17 protein-coding genes, 1 tRNA gene and 1 pseudogene are annotated in these 18,679 nt (G+C 51.7%); 16 read left to right on the forward strand and 3 right to left on the reverse strand.

The window, feature by feature from the left end; translation table 11 throughout:
* Nucleotides 1-171: 171 nt before the first annotated feature.
* Nucleotides 172-261 (reverse strand) — tRNA-Ser (locus tag DFR47_RS14975).
* A 362-nt stretch (nt 262-623) separates the two neighbouring features.
* Between DFR47_RS14975 and rplU the strand changes: the two genes are divergently transcribed.
* The 12 genes from rplU (at nt 624) to DFR47_RS15035 (ending at nt 11,252) form a co-directional block, all read left to right on the forward strand.
* Complete coding sequence (gene rplU / locus DFR47_RS14980) at nt 624-1,007, forward strand: 50S ribosomal protein L21 (protein ID WP_113945231.1); 384 nt, start codon at nt 624-626, stop codon at nt 1,005-1,007.
* 25 nt (nt 1,008-1,032) lie between these two features.
* On the forward strand, nt 1,033-1,302 hold the full coding sequence (rpmA, locus tag DFR47_RS14985) for a 50S ribosomal protein L27 (protein WP_113945232.1): 270 nt from the start codon (nt 1,033-1,035) through the stop codon (nt 1,300-1,302).
* 142 nt (nt 1,303-1,444) lie between these two features.
* Entirely contained in the window at nt 1,445-2,116 is a 672-nt protein-coding gene (locus DFR47_RS14990) for a GNAT family N-acetyltransferase (protein WP_113945233.1), read from the forward strand.
* Nucleotides 2,117-2,342: 226 nt separating this feature from the next.
* On the forward strand, nt 2,343-3,401 hold the full coding sequence (obgE, locus tag DFR47_RS14995; RefSeq protein ID WP_113945234.1) for a GTPase ObgE: 1,059 nt from the start codon (nt 2,343-2,345) through the stop codon (nt 3,399-3,401).
* Between the two features lie 7 nt (nt 3,402-3,408).
* Complete coding sequence (proB, locus tag DFR47_RS15000) at nt 3,409-4,578, forward strand: glutamate 5-kinase (protein WP_113945235.1); 1,170 nt, start codon at nt 3,409-3,411, stop codon at nt 4,576-4,578.
* Nucleotides 4,568-5,839 carry a glutamate-5-semialdehyde dehydrogenase gene (locus tag DFR47_RS15005; protein ID WP_113945236.1) on the forward strand — a complete coding sequence of 424 codons (1,272 nt, stop codon included), beginning with the start codon at nt 4,568-4,570 and terminating at the stop codon, nt 5,837-5,839. Before proB ends, DFR47_RS15005 begins: the two co-directional genes overlap by 11 nt.
* A gap of 20 nt (nt 5,840-5,859) precedes the next feature.
* Nucleotides 5,860-6,519: a nicotinate-nucleotide adenylyltransferase gene (locus DFR47_RS15010; RefSeq protein ID WP_374788408.1), complete on the forward strand. Its 660-nt coding sequence runs from the start codon at nt 5,860-5,862 to the stop codon at nt 6,517-6,519.
* A 184-nt stretch (nt 6,520-6,703) separates the two neighbouring features.
* Complete coding sequence (rsfS, locus tag DFR47_RS15015; protein WP_113945237.1) at nt 6,704-7,129, forward strand: ribosome silencing factor; 426 nt, start codon at nt 6,704-6,706, stop codon at nt 7,127-7,129.
* A 105-nt stretch (nt 7,130-7,234) separates the two neighbouring features.
* Nucleotides 7,235-7,717, forward strand: a complete 483-nt coding sequence (gene rlmH, locus DFR47_RS15020; protein WP_113945405.1) for a 23S rRNA (pseudouridine(1915)-N(3))-methyltransferase RlmH — start codon at nt 7,235-7,237, stop codon at nt 7,715-7,717.
* 295 nt (nt 7,718-8,012) lie between these two features.
* The gene (locus tag DFR47_RS15025) at nt 8,013-9,332 is read left to right on the forward strand and encodes a murein hydrolase activator EnvC family protein (protein ID WP_113945406.1); all 1,320 of its coding nucleotides are present in this window, start codon (nt 8,013-8,015) and stop codon (nt 9,330-9,332) included.
* Nucleotides 9,322-10,659, forward strand: coding sequence for a S41 family peptidase (locus tag DFR47_RS15030; RefSeq protein ID WP_113945238.1), 1,338 nt, complete (start codon nt 9,322-9,324; stop codon nt 10,657-10,659). Before DFR47_RS15025 ends, DFR47_RS15030 begins: the two co-directional genes overlap by 11 nt.
* Nucleotides 10,660-10,739: 80 nt before the next feature.
* Nucleotides 10,740-11,252: an RNA pyrophosphohydrolase gene (locus DFR47_RS15035; protein WP_113945239.1), complete on the forward strand. Its 513-nt coding sequence runs from the start codon at nt 10,740-10,742 to the stop codon at nt 11,250-11,252.
* Between the two features lie 49 nt (nt 11,253-11,301).
* Here the strand turns inward: DFR47_RS15035 and DFR47_RS15040 are convergent, their stop codons facing one another.
* Nucleotides 11,302-13,182, reverse strand: a complete 1,881-nt coding sequence (locus tag DFR47_RS15040) for a PAS domain S-box protein (protein WP_147245578.1) — start codon at nt 13,180-13,182, stop codon at nt 11,302-11,304.
* 343 nt (nt 13,183-13,525) lie between these two features.
* Between DFR47_RS15040 and DFR47_RS15045 the strand changes: the two are divergent.
* A pseudogene (locus DFR47_RS15045) lies at nt 13,526-13,779 on the forward strand (GlsB/YeaQ/YmgE family stress response membrane protein).
* 188 nt (nt 13,780-13,967) lie between these two features.
* The gene (locus tag DFR47_RS15050) at nt 13,968-14,639 is read left to right on the forward strand and encodes a YoaK family protein (protein WP_113945241.1); all 672 of its coding nucleotides are present in this window, start codon (nt 13,968-13,970) and stop codon (nt 14,637-14,639) included.
* On the opposite strand, the gene DFR47_RS15055 is transcribed toward DFR47_RS15050, so the two are convergent.
* The gene (locus tag DFR47_RS15055; protein ID WP_113945242.1) at nt 14,632-15,513 is read right to left on the reverse strand and encodes a LysR family transcriptional regulator; all 882 of its coding nucleotides are present in this window, start codon (nt 15,511-15,513) and stop codon (nt 14,632-14,634) included. The two genes, DFR47_RS15050 and DFR47_RS15055, sit on opposite strands and share 8 nt — an antisense overlap.
* 113 nt (nt 15,514-15,626) lie before the next feature.
* Between DFR47_RS15055 and DFR47_RS15060 the strand changes: the two genes are divergently transcribed.
* Both DFR47_RS15060 and DFR47_RS15065 read left to right on the forward strand, forming a co-directional pair.
* Nucleotides 15,627-17,123 (forward strand): CoA-acylating methylmalonate-semialdehyde dehydrogenase, encoded by a 1,497-nt coding sequence (locus DFR47_RS15060; protein ID WP_113945243.1) that lies wholly within the window; start codon nt 15,627-15,629, stop codon nt 17,121-17,123.
* A 415-nt stretch (nt 17,124-17,538) separates the two neighbouring features.
* Nucleotides 17,539-18,558 (forward strand): NADP-dependent oxidoreductase, encoded by a 1,020-nt coding sequence (locus DFR47_RS15065; protein WP_113945244.1) that lies wholly within the window; start codon nt 17,539-17,541, stop codon nt 18,556-18,558.
* Nucleotides 18,559-18,679 lie beyond the last annotated feature (121 nt).

The following is an 18,679-nucleotide window of genomic DNA, read 5'->3' on the forward strand; positions in this document are numbered from 1 at the left end:
CCTTTAGTGTTTGTCATGGCTATGATTGCTATTATCGTACGAAAGTCGCGCTGTCTGCGAAGGATGAACTACATATTCAGAACCTCTTGAAAAAGACCAATCGAAGTGCCGATGATGTACGAAAAGCATTATGTGCTGTCATTGAACTATTTGAATAGGTTATTATGAAATTGGCGGAGAGGGTGGGATTCGAACCCACGATGGAGTTGCCCCCACGCCGCATTTCGAGTGCGGTACTTTCAACCACTCAGCCACCTCTCCGCTGTATCGTTATATGAAGTGCAAAGCTAAAAGCCTGTATTCATATCAATTCATGCGATTTGCCGAATGTATGTGCGCTCATAACGCGGACTGTGAAATTAGACAAGAGCTAATCGCTCATAAATCACCATATTTTCGCAGATATTATGGATTACCAGCTTAAAAATCTTGACGGATCGCTGTTTTTGTCACTATATGCGGCCACGTCGTAGAGGTGAGAATCCTCTTTGGCTTTTGTTGTGTGTTTGTCAAAGCTTAAACTGCTGTTTTCGTTAAGATAAATATTTAAACTGTCACGACTGACAAGAAGACGGCCCCTGTAAAGCGGGAGAGCCGGAAACGAACAACCGAAAGGAAAACAAATGTTCGCAGTCATCAAAACCGGTGGTAAGCAGTATCGCGTTGCCGCCAATGATGTGATTAAAGTTGAAAAAGTTGCCGGTGAAGCCGGTGATGTTGTAGAATTTGCAGAAGTTCTGATCGTTGGCGAAGGTGAAAACGCTACTGTCGGTGCTCCACGCGTTGAAGGTGCTGTTGTAACTGCAGAAGTTGTTGAACAGGGCCGTGCGAAAAAAGTTATCGCGTTCAAGAAGCGTCGTCGCCAGAACTCCAAGCGTACCCGCGGTCATCGTCAGGAACTGACGACAATCCGTATTTCGGAAATCCTCACCGGTGGCGCAAAGCCATCTGCGAAAGCTAAAGCTGCGCCTAAAAAGGCTGCACCTAAAGCTGAAGCTGCTGAGTAATTAACGAGTTTAAAGGAGAATACCGATGGCACATAAGAAAGCTGGCGGTTCATCGCGTAACGGTCGCGATTCAGAGTCGAAACGCCTTGGCGTTAAAAAGTTCGGTAGCGAAGCTGTTATCGCAGGCAACATCATTGTTCGCCAGCGCGGCACTAAATGGCATCCGGGTGCAAACGTAGGTATGGGCACAGACCATACTCTGTTTGCAAAAGCTGACGGCGTTGTGTCTTTCAAGACCAAAGCAAACGGCCGAACCTTTGTATCCGTAAACCCGATGGCAGAAGCTGCGGAGTAACCGGTGCTCCATACATATACCGGTGTTCCTGTTGAACCCGATATATGAAGCCCGCTTAACGGACAAAATATTGAAGGGGAGACGGGTAACCGTCTCCCCTTTTATTTTTCCCGGAGGAAGGCCGTCAGGTCTGAAAGCAAGAATGACAAAATTGCAGAGCGGAACAGAACTAAACAGTGATAGTAAGCAGGCCATGCCAGTGGCCGATGATGAGCTCAGAGGCGCAGGCCTGACAGGCGATTATGGTGCCGATGTTGTTTTGCGGGATTCTCCCGTGCAGCTGACAGAGCGCCTCGTGCTACGTTTGCCGCATGAAGAAGATATCGATGCCCTTGCTGTTCTGGCGGACAATGTGAATGTAGCGCGCATGTTGGCGCGTCTGCCTTATCCCTATTCCCGTGACCATGCGGTTGATTTTATCAAGCTCGCAGCATCGGGCGCCATAGGCCAGTTCGCCTATGCGATTACCTTAGCCGAGACCGGCGAATTTATTGGTAGCATCACTTTGCACGATCATAAATATGGTTCGGGCTATGAAATCGGCTATTGGCTGGGTGAACCCTATTGGGGCAAAGGCTATGCCACAGAAGCCACAACTGCTCTGATTGATCTGTCATTTCGTGAGTTATCATTGGAGCAGATTTATATCAGCGCCCAGAGCCGCAATGAAGGCTCAAAGCGGGTGATCGAAAAATGTGGCTTCAGACATACCGGCTCAGCCGTCGGGCACTCCGTTATTGACGGTGATGTGCCGGTTGAATGCTATATCATGACCCGCCAGCAATGGCTGGAAATGCGTGGTGCAGGGCAATAAGGCTCTGCACTGCTGCGGATTTATGAAGGCTGTGGTTTGTTTTGCGCGTATGCAGGGCAAACTATAGTTTGTCTCTGGACTAAGCGGCGGTTTTCAAGTCCGGTTTTTTGCTGTATTGGCTCAGTTTAAATATCTCAGTTAAAATTGCGGTCGCATATCTCCGCAATTTATTACCTCTTAATATCGGACTATCCGAAAGCCGGTTTATGCCGGAAAAGGCAAGCACATGAAATTCCTCGACCAGACAAAAATTTATATCCGCTCCGGAAATGGCGGTGCTGGCGCGGTTTCGTTCCGTCGCGAAAAGTTTCTTGAATTCGGCGGTCCCGATGGCGGTGACGGCGGTCGCGGCGGTGACGTCTGGGCTGTGGTCGTGGATGGTCTGAATACCCTGATTGACTATCGCTACCAGCAGCATTTCCGGGCGAAAACCGGTATGCACGGCATGGGTCGTAACATGACCGGCGGTAAGGGCGATGACGTCATTCTCAAAGTGCCAGTTGGTACGCAGATTTTTGAAGAAGACAATGAAACGCTGATCTGCGATCTGACCACTGTCGGTCAGCGCTACCGTCTTGCCAAAGGCGGCAATGGCGGTTTCGGTAACCTGCATTTCAAAACCTCGACCAATCAGGCACCGCGTCGTGCCAATCCGGGTCTTGATGGTATTGAGCGCACCTTGTGGCTGCGTCTGAAGCTGATTGCGGATGCCGGTCTCGTTGGTCTGCCAAATGCCGGTAAATCGACTTTCCTTGCCAGTGTGACTGCTGCCAAGCCGAAGATCGCTGACTATCCTTTCACCACGCTGCATCCAAATCTTGGTGTTGCCCGTGTGGATGCGCGTGAATTTGTGATCGCTGATATCCCAGGACTGATCGAAGGTGCGAGCGAAGGTATTGGTCTTGGTGACCGTTTCCTCGGCCATGTGGAGCGTACCCGCGTGCTGCTGCATCTGGTTTCGGCACAGGAAGAAGATGTGGGACATGCCTATAAGGTTATTCGCGGCGAGCTGGAAGCTTATGGTCACGGTCTGACTGATAAGATCGAGATCGTCGCGCTGTCACAGGCCGATACGCTTGATCCGGACGCCCGCAAAGACAAGATGAAGGCGCTGAAAAAAGCGTGTGGTTGTGAACCGTTGTTGCTGTCGGCTGTGAGCCGTGAGGGTATTGAGACAACATTGCGCGAACTGGCACGTATTATTGATCAGAGCCGTGCAGAAGAAGCCGATCTCGAAGCCGCTAAAGCGGATGGTAAAGCCAAGTCAGATTTCAGAGATAAGTGAGCAGATCATGACGATCGGAGCGCTGAAGAATTATCGTCGTATTGTTATCAAAATCGGCTCGGCGCTTCTCGTTGATCGCGCTCAGGGACTGAAGCAAAACTGGCTGATCAGTCTTGCTGCCGATATTGCTGCTTTGCAGGCGCAGGGCGTTGAAGTGCTGGTTGTGTCTTCCGGTGCGGTTGCACTGGGACGCACGGTTCTGGGGCTGCCTTCGGGCACCCTGAAGCTTGAGGAAAGTCAGGCATCAGCCGCCGCCGGACAGATCGCATTGGCGAAAGCCTATGCCGATGTGCTGGGTGCCCATCAGATCATGGCGGGGCAGGTGCTGCTCACATTGTCTGATACGGAAGAGCGCCGCCGCTATCTCAATGCCCGCGCAACGATTGAAACGCTGCTGAAGCTCAAGGCCGTGCCGGTTATCAATGAAAATGATACGGTTGCGACTAACGAAATCCGTTATGGCGATAATGACCGCTTAGCTGCCCGTGTTGCCACAATGATCGGCGCTGATCTGCTTATTCTGCTGTCTGATATTGACGGCCTTTATACTGCGCCGCCGCATAAAGACCCGAATGCATTGTTTCTGCCGGTGGTGGAAGCGATTACACCGGATATTGAAGCTATGGCCGGTGCTGCCGCTTCTGAATTGTCGCGCGGTGGCATGAAGACCAAACTGGATGCCGGTAAAATTGCCAATGCGGCCGGAACTGCGATGATCATTACCTCCGGCACGCGGATGAACCCGCTGGCGGCCATTGATCGCGGCGAGCGCTCAACTTTGTTCAAAGCCTCTAATGCGCCGGTCAATGCATGGAAGGTCTGGATTTCCGGCCATCTCGATGCTGCCGGGCAATTGGTGATTGATGATGGTGCTTTGCAGGCGCTGAAATCCGGTAAATCGCTGTTGCCTGCCGGTGTGCGTGAAGTGCGCGGCGATTTCCAACGTGGCGATACGGTTTCCATTCTTAACTCGGAAGGCCGTGAGGTTGCCCGTGGTCTGGCCGGTTATGATGCTGCCGATGCAGTGAAGATTGCCGGTCATAAGAGCGGTGAGATTGAAGAGATACTGGGTTATTTCGCGCGTTCTTCTATGGTGCACCGCAATGATCTAGTGATCCGCGGCAACCGTACGCAAGGTGCTGTGAGTGCTGAGGGGGAAATGTGCGATGCAGGATAATCTGGCTGTTGCTGATCTGATGGCAGAACTTGGCCGCAAAGCACGCGCTGCGGCAGGCCCGCTGGCGATTGCCACCGCTGAGCGCAAACATGCCGCTTTGATTGCTATGGCTGATGCCTTGCTGCGTCGTAAAGAACTGATCCTCAATGCCAATGTGCTGGATGTTGCCGCAGCGGAAGCGGCAGGTACAGCAGCCTCATTCATTGATCGTCTGAAACTGGATGAAGTGCGTATCCGTGCGATGGCTGATGGTATTCGTGCGATTGCAGCCCTGAGAGATCCGGTCGGTGAAGTGATGACCGAATGGGATCGCCCGAATGGTTTGCATATTGAGCGTGTCCGTACGCCACTTGGTGTGATCGGCGTGATTTACGAAAGCCGTCCGAATGTGACTGCCGATGCCGGTGCGCTGTGTCTGAAAGCCGGCAATGCGGTGATCCTGCGCGGCGGCTCAGACTCGGCTCATTCATCCCGTGAAATTCATGCAGCTTTGGCCGAAGGTCTGAAAGCTGCGGGTCTGCCGGAAACCGCTATCCAGATGGTGCCGGTAACAGATCGTGCAGCGGTCGGTGAAATGCTCAAGGGGCTGAACGGTGCAATTGATGTGATTGTGCCGCGTGGCGGCAAGAGCCTTGTTGCCCGTGTGCAGGAAGAGGCGCGGGTGCCGGTCTTCGCGCATCTCGAAGGTCTGTGCCATGTTTATATCGATGGCAGTGCTGATCTGGAAATGGCAAAGAAGATCGTTCTCAATGCCAAAATGCGCCGCACTGGTATTTGTGGTGCAACCGAGACTTTGCTGGTTGACCGTAAAGTCGCGGAAACCCATCTGGTGCCTGTATTGAACGAGCTGGCAAAAGCCGGTTGTGCGATCCGTGGTGATGCAGAAGTTTGTGCATTATATCCGCAAGCTGAACAGGCAACTGCGGAAGACTGGGCAACGGAATATCTGGATGCGATCATTTCCGTCGCATTGGTTGACGGCATTGATGGTGCGCTGGCACATATCAATCGCTATTCCTCGCATCATACCGAGGCTGTAATCGCCGAAGATGCTGCGGTTGTTGAGCGGTTCTTTAACGAGATTGATTCAGCTATTTTGCTGCATAATGCTTCGACACAATTTGCTGACGGCGGTGAATTCGGTATGGGCGCAGAAATCGGTATTGCAACAGGCAAAATGCATGCGCGCGGGCCGGTTGGTGTGGAACAGCTCACTTCGTTCAAGTATCGCGTTCGCGGTAACGGACAGACACGGGTTTAATCAGCGTCATGTCCAAATCCGTGAAAGATCCAGTTGACAAGACTGCTTTACCGCAAGCATTTCAGGATGTTGCGCAAGGCTATCTGCATATGCCGGTTGCACCGGTTGGTGCTAAAATCGGTCTGTTCGGCGGTTCTTTCAATCCGCCTCATGCAGGCCATGTTCTGGTGGCAGAATTGGCACTGGAGCGGTTGGGGCTGGATCAGCTCTGGTGGATGGTGACGCCCGGAAACCCGCTGAAAGATGCCAGTGAACTGGCACCTTTGTCCAGTCGCATTGCGTTAAGTGAAGACCTCATTTCCGATAAGCGCATTCATGTGACGGCATTTGAAGCCAGCTATCAGGTGCGCTATACGGCAGATACACTTGCGCTGGTGCGTCAACATAATCCGGATAAGCATCTGGTTTGGGTTATGGGCGCGGATAATCTGATGAATTTTCATCATTGGCAGGAATGGGATGAGATTGCCCGTACCTATCCGATTGCAGTGATTAACCGGCCGGGCTCTAATATGGCGGCTGAGGATTCAGTTATGGCACAGCAATTCAGTGCTGCGCGTTTGCCGGAAGCTGATGCTGCAAAGCTTGCTACACAGCAGGCACCGGCATGGGTTTTTATTCATGGTCCGCAATCGGAACTGTCATCCACGCAACTGCGTGAGCAACAGGCGGGATCATAGTCTAGAGCATTAAAGCGAGTTTTGTGTGCCAAGTCTGGCACACGGCGCTCTAAGTACAAGCTGCAATAGCGGTCAGAAAATTTACAGGGGTTCGTGTCTTGAAACAGACACAGGACTCTGCCACTTTTATAGTTACACGGGGCGTTATTACCGTGTGGCGTTGTTCTTTACGGAAAGGTACTCATTGAGAACAGCAATTGACAAGAAGGGTGTTACCACGCCTTCACCAGCTGAGGTCAGCGGCGAAGCCACTGTGTCTCAAGCTTTAGAGGTTCTGCTTGCAAGCCTTGATGACTCCAAGGCAGAAGATATCATTTCCATTGATCTGCGCGGGAAATCCGCTCTGGGCGATTATATGGTAATCGCTTCCGGTCGCTCACAGCGCCATGTCGGTGCGGTGGCTGATCATATGCTGCGTGCGCTGAAAGAAATCGGTGTGCGTGATATTCAGATCGAAGGTCTTGAATCAGCAGACTGGGTTCTGGTCGATACGGGCGATATCATCGTTCATATTTTCCATCCGGAAATCCGTGAGTTTTATAATATCGAAAAAATCTGGCTCACACCGGAAGCGGATGAATTTAATCCGCGTAAAAAGTCAGTGCACTAATTTGCACGATGATTTGTAAGATCGGGCATGCCGGATTGTGACGGCATGCTGCTGATACAATATGCAACTGCCTGACAGATTATGGCAGGCAGAGGTTTTTTGATTATGCGTGTTACAGTTTATGCGGTCGGAAAAATGAAAGCCGGTCCCGAGCGGGAGTTGGCTGAGCGTTATTTTGACCGTTTTGCCAAAGCCGGAACGGCTTTGGGGTTTGAATTTACCGGTGTTAGTGAGATTACGGAAAGCAGAGGCGGTAATGCGGATCAGCGCAAAGTCGATGAAGCATCGCGTGTCTATGAAGCACTGGATAATGGCGCAGCGCTGATCCTGCTGGACGAGCGCGGTAAAGAGCTTGGCTCTGAGGCTTTTGCCGAGCAGATGGGCAAAATCCGTGACGGCGGCAAAAGACAGTTGATTTTAGCGCTTGGCGGGCCCGATGGTCATGATCCGCAATTACGTGCGCGTGCCGATCTGGTGCTGGCAATGGGCAAAATGACATGGCCGCATCAGCTGGCACGTATTCTGATTGCTGAGCAATTATACCGGGCGGTGACCATTCTCTCCGGCCATCCTTATCATCGGGTGTGATCAGAGCGTAATTTTGAAGTGTGAGAGTGGTCTTTAGAGCGCCGTGTGCCAGACTTGGCGCACAAAGGTCGCTCTAACACTAAAATGAGAGCATAATTTCATCTTAAATTGATTCAAGTTTAGAGAATTATGCTCTAGTGTACCAAATTTGGCGCGCGGCACTCAAAAGCATTTACAGACGGATTTTGATACGGATAATCTTTGTTATAGATTCACCGCTATAATTGAGTGGTCGCAACGGATCAGTATTTGAATTTTGATGAATAACAGCAGCAGTTCTTTCCGGCTTGGTCTGATGAACCGTATTTGTGCCGCTCCGGCCAGATGCGCTTTGTCTGCCGGTATGCTGATGCTGCTATCAGGTGTAGCTGCTGCACAAGAGGCGGCGCCGGTGCCGCTGGAACAGCAGCACAAAACGGTTTCAGGCAGTCTCGATGCGATTAACAGCGAGATTGCTCTTTCAAAAGAAAAATTGCAGCAGCTTGAGACAAGTGTATCCGAGCTGAAAAAAGATCAGGCAACGATTACGGCTGCGCTGATCCAGTCTGCCAAGACGGACAAGAAACTTTCCGAAGATATTGAAGCCGCAGGTCAGAAACTGATTGCGCTGAGTGAGCAGGAAGACGGTATACGTCTGTCATTGCGCTCACGTCGTAAAGTGCTGGCGGAAGTGCTGGCGGCTCTGCAACGCATGGGGCTTAATCCGCCACCGGCTATTCTGGTACGCCCTGATGATGCGCTGGCTTCCGTGCGCTCGGCCGTTTTGCTTGGCGCTGTGGTGCCGGAAATGCGAGCGCAGACTTTGGAGCTGATGGCGGATTTGAAAGAGATGCAGCGTCTGCAGGCCTCGATCAAAGACGAGCAGGAACGGCTGACGGCCAGCCGCACGGCGCAAGCAGAAGAGCGGCAGAAACAAGAACTGTTGCTTGAAGAAAAGCAGAAGCTTTACAGCCAGTCTGAGGACGAGCTGAAGGCTGAACGGCTTCATGCGGAAGAGCTGGCGAAAAAAGCCACCAGCCTTAAAGACCTGATTGCTTCATTGCAGGCGCGTATGGATAAAGTGCGTACTGCCGCCGATGCAGCGCGCGAAGCGGAAGAACAAAGACTGGCCGAGGGGCAGGAGCGCGCTGCCCAGCCTGGTGAAAACTCACTGCTGTCGCGTGCGGATTTTGAGTCTCTGCGCGGGCAGCTGGTTTTGCCTGCCAGCGGAAAAATCACAAAAAAGTTTGGTCAGAAGGATGACTTTGGTCGTCCGCAGGCCGGACAAATGCTGCAAACTCCGCAAAACGCCACGATTACGTCACCTTCTGATGGCGTTGTGCTTTATGCTGGGGCATTTCGTTCCTATGGACAGCTGTTAATCCTTGATGTTGGCAGCGGATATCATATCGTCATGGCGGGATTAAGCAGAATCAATGTGCAACAAGGCCGGTTTGTACTGGCCGGTGAGCCGGTCGGGGCTATGGGAGATAAGCTTTTAACCAGTGTTGCGTCACTGGGGAGTGGTAATTCTTCACCGATGCTTTACATAGAATTTCGAAAAGATGGGAAATCCGTCGATCCGACCCCGTGGTGGACCGAGCGGCATTCCGGAAGGACACAAGATGATACGTAAAATGTCGCTTCTTTTCGCAGGTGCCTTAATGGGGGCTTCGGCGATGGTTGCTGTGCAGGGAGCACCGGCTGCGATTGCCAATGCTGCTGGCAACGATACTTATAAAGAACTCGCGATTTTCGGCGATATTTTTGAGCGTGTGCGCCAGCAATATGTGACGCCGCCTGAAGATAAGAAGCTGATCGAAACCGCGATCAATGGCATGCTGACCTCGCTGGATCCGCATTCGTCTTATCTCAATCCGGAAGCGGCGCAGGATATGCGCGTTCAGACCAAGGGTGAGTTCGGCGGCCTCGGTATTGAAGTCACCATGGAAAATGATTTGGTGAAGGTTATTGCACCGATTGATGATACACCTGCATCCAAAGCCGGTGTTCTGGCCGGCGATCTGATCAGCCAGATCAATGGTACGGAAGTCCGTGGACTGACCCTGAATGACGCCGTTGATAAAATGCGCGGACCGGTGGATGAAGCCATTGAACTGACTTTGATCCGTCAGGGTGCGGACAAGCCGATCAAGCTGTCGATCAAACGTGCAATCATCAAGGTCAAAGCTGTCCGTTACCGCGTTGAGAATGATGTCGGTTATCTGCGTGTGATTTCCTTCACCGAGAAAACTTCTGACGATCTGACCAAAGCGATCAAGGATATCCAGTCCCAGATTCCGGAAAACAAGCTGAAAGGCTATGTGCTCGATCTGCGTCTCAATCCGGGCGGTCTGCTTGATCAGGCTGTTGCTGTGTCGGATGCTTTCCTTGATAAGGGCGAAGTTGTCTCTACCCGTGGCCGTGATCCGCAGGATGTTACCCGTTTTGATGCCCGTTCAGGCGATCTGACCAAAGGCAAGCCGGTGATCGTGCTGATCAATGGCGGTTCTGCCAGTGCGTCTGAAATTGTGGCCGGTGCGTTACAGGATCATCGCCGTGCAACGGTACTGGGAACGCAGTCCTTCGGTAAAGGCTCTGTGCAGACCATTATCCCGCTGGGGGAAAACGGTTCGCTGCGTCTGACCACTGCGCTGTATTACACCCCGTCAGGCAAGTCCATTCAGGGCAAGGGCATTACACCGGATATCAAGGTGGAACAGCCATTGCCGGATGAGCTGAAAGGCCGTGATGTTACGACCAAGGGTGAAGCCGGTCTGAAAGGCCATATCAAGGGTGCGGATGAGGATGATACCGGTTCCGGTTCATCAGCCTATGTGCCGTTGGAGCCAAAAGACGATATCCAGCTGGGCGAAGCGATGAAGCTGCTGCGCGGCGAAATGGCCAATGCTGCCTTCCCGCCGGATCCTAAAAAAGATCTGCCGAAACCTGATAAAAAATAAGCTTGTACACTTCAGAAAAACGCGGGGCAGTCCCCGCGTTTTTTGTCTGTCGTTTTAATACATAAACTGAAGAGAACAGAATGTCTGAAAAGCGTGATCCTGCATCGCTACCTTATCGTCCTTGCGTCGGTATTATGGTTTTGAACCGTGAAGGCAAAGTCTGGGCTGGCCGCCGTATCGTTGAGCCGAATGGCGAGATGGAAGGCGCAACACAACTCTGGCAAATGCCGCAGGGCGGTATTGATAAAGGCGAGGATCCGGCAACGGCATCTTTGCGCGAGCTTTATGAAGAAACCGGTATGCGTACTGTCAGCCTGTTGGCTGAAGCACCGGACTGGATCAATTATGACCTGCCGGAGCATCTGATCGGAATTGCCCTGAAAGGCAAATATCGTGGCCAAACACAGCGCTGGTTTGCCTATCGCTTTGAAGGTGATGAAAGCGAGATCGCAATTAACCCGCCTCCGGGTGGCCATGATGCTGAATTTGATATGTGGGCATGGAAGCCGATGTTGGAACTGCCGGAACTGATCGTACCGTTCAAACGCACGGTCTATGATGAAGTCGTGAAGGCCTTTAAACATCTGGCCTGAGCCGGATCCGAATTATTGAAAACGCCGCTTTATAAGCGGCGTTTTGTTTTTAAAGGTCGTGGCGCATATTGTTAGCTGGTGCGTTAAGCTGAAATTCCAGCCCTTGTGGCCGGTAATGCAGTTCCGCTGTGCCGCCCAGACTGGCCGCTAATGTGCGTTCAATCAGACGTGAACCAAATCCCCGTCTTTCGGGTTTAGTTACCACGGGGCCGTCTCTCTCTGCCCAGATAAACAGGAAGCGGTCATTTTCGAAATGCCAGCTGATTTCAATATAGCCGTCAGGCGTTGAAAGAGCACCATATTTGACGGCATTGGTGCCCAGTTCATGAAGTGCCATGACCATGGACAGCGATTGTCTGGAGCCCAGAATGGCAGATGTGCCGTGAATACGGATACGTTTTTCATCTGCACCGGCATGGACGGACAGGCTATTGGCAACAATCTCCGCCAGATCAGCACTGGAGGATTTTGTACCATGCGTCAGGACATCCTGCGCTTTGCTGAGTGCCATAATACGCGCTTCAAAAGCCGCTCTCGCACCTTCAGCGCTGGTTGTGTTGCGCAAGGTCTGATTGGCAATACCCTGAATAATTGCCAGAATGTTTTTACTGCGATGCACGAGCTCTGCTGTCAGCATTGCCTGCTGTTCTTCAGCCAGTTTGCGTGCGGTAATATCCTGCACAATACCGCGCATACGGATGGTTTTGCCTTCATCATCCGGAATCAGTTCAGTGGAGAGGGCAACCCAGCGCTCTTCCTGATTATCCAACCGCTGAATGCGATATTCGCTGTGCCCGGAACGGGGCAGGGCAAAAGATACTGAAGTGCCAGGCTGTTTGTTTTCTGCCGGAGACATCAGCTTTTCAAACAGTTCGATGGTAATCGTTCTGTCCGGTGCAATGCCAAAAATCTGCCGGATTTGATTGGTGACAGTGATCGCGCGATTGACAAGATTGATATCAAACGCGCCGATGCCGCCTGCTTCCTGAGATTGGCGCAGCATTTCTTCCTGTTCGCGCAGACGCTCCTGCTGATCACGGACAATCGTGCGGTCGATCAGGATTTTCAGAAAACCCTGGATGTGCCCGTTCTGATCATAGAGCGGTAACAGCTGTCCGCTTGCCCAGAAGCGGCTGCCGTCTTTGCGTAAATGCCAGCGTTCAACGGCATCCTGCCGGTGGTGTAATGCAGTCACGCGCCGCATGTCAGGAATATTTTTTTCCCGTTCTTCCGGTGTGAACAGGATATCAACTGAGGATTTGAGGATTTCCTCTTCAGTCCAGCCGAAGAGTTTTTGCGCACCGGCATTCCAGCTGGTGACTTGCCCGTTCAGTGCTGTGGTGATGATGGCATAGTCCAGTGCGTTATCAATAATGAGCTGATTGAGTCGTTGTTTTTGCTGCTGCTGATAAAGCTGGCTTTGCATGTCGATATGGGCGCTGGCAAGCTTTGCCAGTCTGCGCAAATCTTTAAGCTGGGACGCCGTCAGGCTGCGCGGCTTCGTATCCAGTATCAGCAGTGTGCCGAAAATCGTATCGTCACGCCCTGTCAGCTTGATTCCGGCGTAAAAGCGATAGGATGTTGTGCCTTGCACAAAAGGCTCTGTGGCAAAGACCGGTGTCGTACTCGCATCACTGATGATGAAAATGTCATCAGCCAATAAAGTCTGCCGGCAAAAACTGTGTCCGGCCGGTGGTGCACTAAGATCAAGCCCGTGAACTGCTTTAAAAATCTGCTGTTCCTGTGAAATCAGATTGATCGCGGCAGCGGGGACATCAAAAATACCAGCTGCCAAAGCCACCAGATTATCGAGCACAGGATCATTCTCGCGGTTTATTGTGGTAAATCGCGGCAGCATTGCCTGAAATAAAGAAGAGCTTTCCGACAGTCCGTTTAAATTATCGGCTGAGGTATCCCATATGGTTTCCACCCGTTTATCCTATCAGAACCGGCGCTCAATTAACTGATGAATGAGCCGCATTTCAGTAAGCATCACGCTCTGCTGATACTATTGCTGTTTTTAGAGAGGAAAATAAGGCTTTTGTTAAATTATTATTAATTTGTGAAAGTAGTGCCGGTATTGCTGCATTCATATTTGGAGAGCAGGATCGGCAAAACCGGCATTTCTGTTTGAGGAAACTACACGGCAAGCCTGTCATATTTATTGATTTAATCATGCATCCATATAGCTTTTAATGCGTTATCCTGTTGGTGGCTCGTGGAAAATTGCACGATGCAATGAGGGCGGGCAGTAATTCATATCGGAGATCATAATGGGTGCAGAGAGTTTACTGGTTTTTCTGATCGTAGGTCTCGTTGCCGGCTGGCTTGCAGGGCAGGTTGTGCGCGGCGGCGGTTTCGGTATTCTTGGTAATATTGTTGTCGGTGTGATCGGTGCGTTTTGGCAGGGTGGTTATTGCCGCGTCTGGGATTTGCAATCGGGGGCGGCGTGATTGCCGCAATTGTGAACGCCTTTATCGGTGCGGTCATCCTGCTGGTCATTCTACGGCTTGTAAAACGAGCGTGATCTTTTAAAATCTGCCTATTGCGACCTGCCGGAACAATCCGGCAGGTTTTTTATAGAAAAATGCCTGCCAGAGCTGTGCACGTCCGGATTGGATGATAGTCTCGCTCTGGCTCTTTGTTTGGTTGCATTGTCACGGGCTATGTTCAGGTTGAACATGCTTGGCTGTGCAATGCTCTGAGTGAGTTGTGATGACACCACCCGTCCGTTTGCTCTCCGGTTTGGTTCTGACTGCTATTGCCGGATTTATTGATGCGCTCGCCTTTATTGAACTGGGCGGGTATTTCGCTTCTTTTATGAGCGGGAACACAACACAATTGGGCCTGGCGATGAGCGGGCCTGACGGGCGAGCAACGCAATTGCTGGGCGGGCAAAATCTGCTGATGCCGCTGGTGCTGATCGGATTATTTTTCGGCGGTGCCTTTTTCGCCTCTTTTATCAGTGTACGCGAGACACGCTGGTATTCAGGGCGGGTGGTCGTTTTGATTATTGTGCTGCTGTTGAGCGCACTCTTCCTCAATCAGATTCCGCAACTAACACCAATGCCGGTGGCATTGCTTGCTGCGGCAATGGGCGCGCAAAATGCCGTGTTCAAACCTTTTGGCGCTGCGCGTCTTGGCACAACCTTTGTAACCGGTACAATTTATAACGCAGCAAATGATCTGGCGAAAGGACTGCGTGGTTATGCACCGCGCCGCCGCTGGTTACAGCATGTCTATGTCTGGCTCTCATTGGTTTTTGGTGCTGCCAGCGGTGCCATCCTCTATAACTTAATCGGTCTTTGGTCGTTGTTATTGCCGGTCAGTGTTCTGTTTGTGATTTTGTGTATTGTCCGCTTGAGAAAGCCGGAATTCATCAGCTGAATAGGTGGCGTTCCTGCTCCACTAACCCCGAGACAAAGTCCGCAACAATATGAATACGCCGCAAAGTCCGCGCGCTCTCATGATAGGAGAGCCAGTAGGAGCGCTTGATGCGTTTATGCGGCAGAATCTCAATCAGCTCACTATGTTCACGGGCGATAAAGCCGTGCAGGATACCAATGCCAGCAGCGGCTTTAACCGCTTCAGTCTGCCCCAGAGCGCTGGAAACCTCAAAAGCCGGTTTCCAGTCACGACTGATTTCACGGGCATAATCCAATGTCGGATTGGCGACCAGATCTTCCACATAGCCGATCAGCCGGTGTTGGTTTAGATCTTCGACATTTTGCGGAGTGCCATAGCGCTCCAGATAATCTTTATGCGCATATAGCCCGAGATTATAGCCGGTGAGTTTGCGAGCAATCAGCCTGCCGGTTTCTGGCCGCTCGACGCTGATGGCAATATCCACCTCGCGTCTTGAGAGCGAGAAGGAGCGGGGAACCGGTACCAGCTGTATTGTCAGATCAGGATAAAGCGCGGAAAACCGTGCAAGTCTGGGGCTTAGAAAATTAACCCCGAAACCATCGGGCGCGCCGATACGGATTGTTCCTGCCAGTGCAATATCAGCACCGGCCAGATGGGCGTGGGCAGTGAGCATTTCCGCTTCCATGCGCTCTGCGGAATGCAAAAATTCCTCTCCGGCCTGCGTGAGTTCAGAACCATTGGTGCGGCGGTTCAGCAGGGTTGTATGCAGGCTGTCTTCCAGAGCTGTCAGTCTGCGCGATACTGTTGTGTGGTTGAGGCCGAGCTTTTTGGCAGCGCCGAGAATTTGTCCGGAGCGGGCTACAGCGAGAAATATGCGAATATCATCCCAGTTCATGGTGGTAACTTATATATATTTTTGCACAACGGATACGCTTTTCATCGACTTGAAAACTATTTTTTGCAGGGCGATGATAGGCGATAGGTTAAAACTCTGGGAGAGCGGACAGGATGAAACAGGTCGGGCATTTTATCGGCGGCAAACATGTCGCGGGAACAAGCGGTCGTCAGACAGAATTCTACCAGCCGATGGATGGTGCGGTACTGGGGCAGGTTGCTCTGGCGACCAAAGACGAAGTACGTGCAGCGGTCGAAAACGCCAAAGCAGCGCAACCGGCATGGGCGGCGACCAATCCGCAGCGTCGTGCACGTGTGTTGCGCAAATTTTTGGAGCTGGTTGAAGCTGAATATGACAGCCTTGCAGAATTGCTGGCGCGTGAACATGGCAAGACCATTCCGGACGCCAAAGGTGACATTCAGCGCGGTCTGGAAGTGATTGAATTCTGCCTTGGTGCGCCGCATCTGCTGAAAGGCGAGTTCACCGATGCCGCCGGTACCGGCATTGATGTTTATTCCATGCGTCAGCCGCTCGGCGTTGTTGCCGGTATTACCCCGTTCAATTTTCCGGCGATGATCCCGCTTTGGAAGGCTGGTCCTGCGATTGCCGCAGGCAATGCCTTTATTCTCAAACCTTCCGAGCGCGATCCGGGTGTGCCGATGCGCTTTGCGGAACTGTTTATGGAAGCTGGTCTGCCTGCTGGTATTTTCAACGTGGTCAATGGCGATAAAGATGCGGTTGATGCGCTGCTCGATGATCCGGATGTGAAAGCAATCGGCTTTGTCGGCTCGACCCCGATTGCGCAATATATTTATGCGCGCGGTTGCGCCAATGGTAAGCGCGTTCAGTGCTTCGGCGGCGCCAAGAACCATATGATCATCATGCCGGATGCGGATATGGATCAGACTGTGGATGCGCTGATCGGTGCCGGTTACGGTTCTGCCGGTGAACGTTGCATGGCAATTTCTGTTGCCATTCCGGTTGGTCATGACACTGCAGAACGTCTGATGGAAAAACTCATTCCGCGTGTCGAAGCGCTGAAAGTTGGCCCTTCAACCGATGGTTCCGCTGATTACGGCCCGCTGGTCACAAAGCAGGCACTGGAGCGCGTGCGCGGTTATGTTGATCTCGGTGTTGAAGAAGGCGCGAAGCTGGTTGTGGATGGCCGTAACTTCAAAATGCAGGGCTATGAAAATGGCTTCTATCTCGGCGGTTGTCTGTTCGATCATGTCACCCGCGATATGCGCATCTATAAAGAAGAAATCTTCGGCCCTGTACTGAGCGTTGTACGCGCCGCGAATTATGAAGAAGCTCTGTCGCTGCCAAATGATCATGAATATGGCAATGGTGTTGCGATCTTCACCCGTGACGGCGATGCGGCACGTGACTTTGCATCGCGTGTTCAGGTTGGCATGGTTGGCGTGAATGTGCCAATCCCTGTTCCGATCGCCTATTACACATTCGGTGGCTGGAAAGGCTCCGGCTTCGGTGATCTCAATCAGCATGGTCCGGATGCATTCCGCTTCTACACCAAGACCAAGACAGTGACATCACGCTGGCCGTCAGGTGTGAAAGATGGCGCAGAGTTCGTCATTCCGACAATGAACTAACGCCTGACTGTTCTTGTTTGCATGTCCTCACCACTGTGTGGTTGCGGGCATGCGGCAGGTGTTAAGGACGGTGCGGAGTTCGTTATCCCGATAATGAACTGATTATTTCAGCCCTGACGGGCTGTAAATGGCACTTTTCTGCGCTTCCGGTACTCACGTACTTTAGTACGCTCCGTTCCGGTTCTCGCAAAGCACCATTTTCGCCACGTCATAGCCGAAATAAAGTCCCGCATTGTTCTGCGGACAGGGAAGTTGGTATAAACCCCGTCTTAAGGGCGGGGTTTTTCATTGCTTCAAATAATGAGCGGAGCAAAAACTATTTCACTCTCTTCCCTAAAAACATAGCTCGTTGTGTTGCCGCGTAAAGTATGAGGTGTATTGTCAGCGCACTTTCTTTTTCATCGGAGTGACTGAGATGACTGAACTTTCAAATAAACGCATTGTTCTCGCTTCACGCCCGTCCGGTCGCCCGAGCGCGGAGAATTTCCGTCTGGAAACCGCGCCGGTTGCCGAACCTGCTGATGGTCAGGTGCTGTTGAAATTGCATTATCTCTCACTTGATCCCTATATGCGCGGACGGATGAGCGATGCAAAATCCTATGCTGCACCAGTCGCCGTGGGTGATGTTATGGAAGGGGGCACAGTAGGTGAGGTGATCGCCAGCCGTCATAAAGATTTTGCTGTCGGGGATATGGTTCTGTCGCATTCCGGTTGGCAGACATATGCGGTGGCCGATGCCTCAGCTTTGCGCAAACTTGATCCGGATACAGCACCACTAACCACTGCTTTGGGTGTTCTGGGTATGCCCGGATTTACTGCTTATGCAGGGCTGCTAACGATCGGTCAGCCCAAAGCAGGAGAGACTGTAGTGGTTGCCGCTGCCAGCGGGCCTGTTGGTTCTGCCGTCGGGCAGATAGCAAAATTGCAGGGTGCGCGCACGGTGGGTATCGCTGGCGGTGTAGATAAATGCCGTGCTTTGATCGAAGAATTTGGCTTTGACATTGCGCTTGATCATTACCGTCCTGATTTCGCAGAAGCTCTCAAACAGGCTTGTCCGTCGGGCATTGATGTTTATTTCGAGAATGTCGGCGGCAAGGTGTTTGATGCGGTGTTTCCGTTGCTCAATCAATTTGCTCGTGTGCCGGTTTGTGGTCTTGTTGCGCAATATAACAGTAGCGGTGCCTTTGATGGACCGGATCGCCTGCCTATATTGATGCGCGATATTTTATCTAAAAGTCTGACTATTCGTGGGTTTATTCAGCGCGATTTCAGTGAGCAGCGCCCTGCGTTTTATCAGGCGATGGCGCAGTGGATTAAGGACGGGAAAGTCTGCTACCGTGAAGATATTGCTGACGGGCTGGAAAGCGCACCTGAAGCATTCATCGGCATGCTGGAAGGTAAAAATTTTGGCAAACTGATTGTCAGATTAGGCTGAGTGCTCAGCCGAGGTATGAATTGGAATTTGTGGTGTTAGTAAAATTTATAGTAAAATTGACTTTACTAACGACAATGCCAGAGGTTCTATAAGGCCACATCTTATATTCATGCCGGATACA

Source organism: Pseudochrobactrum asaccharolyticum (genome assembly GCF_003314995.1).
In the GTDB taxonomy this organism is placed as follows: Bacteria; Pseudomonadota; Alphaproteobacteria; order Rhizobiales; family Rhizobiaceae; genus Pseudochrobactrum; species Pseudochrobactrum asaccharolyticum.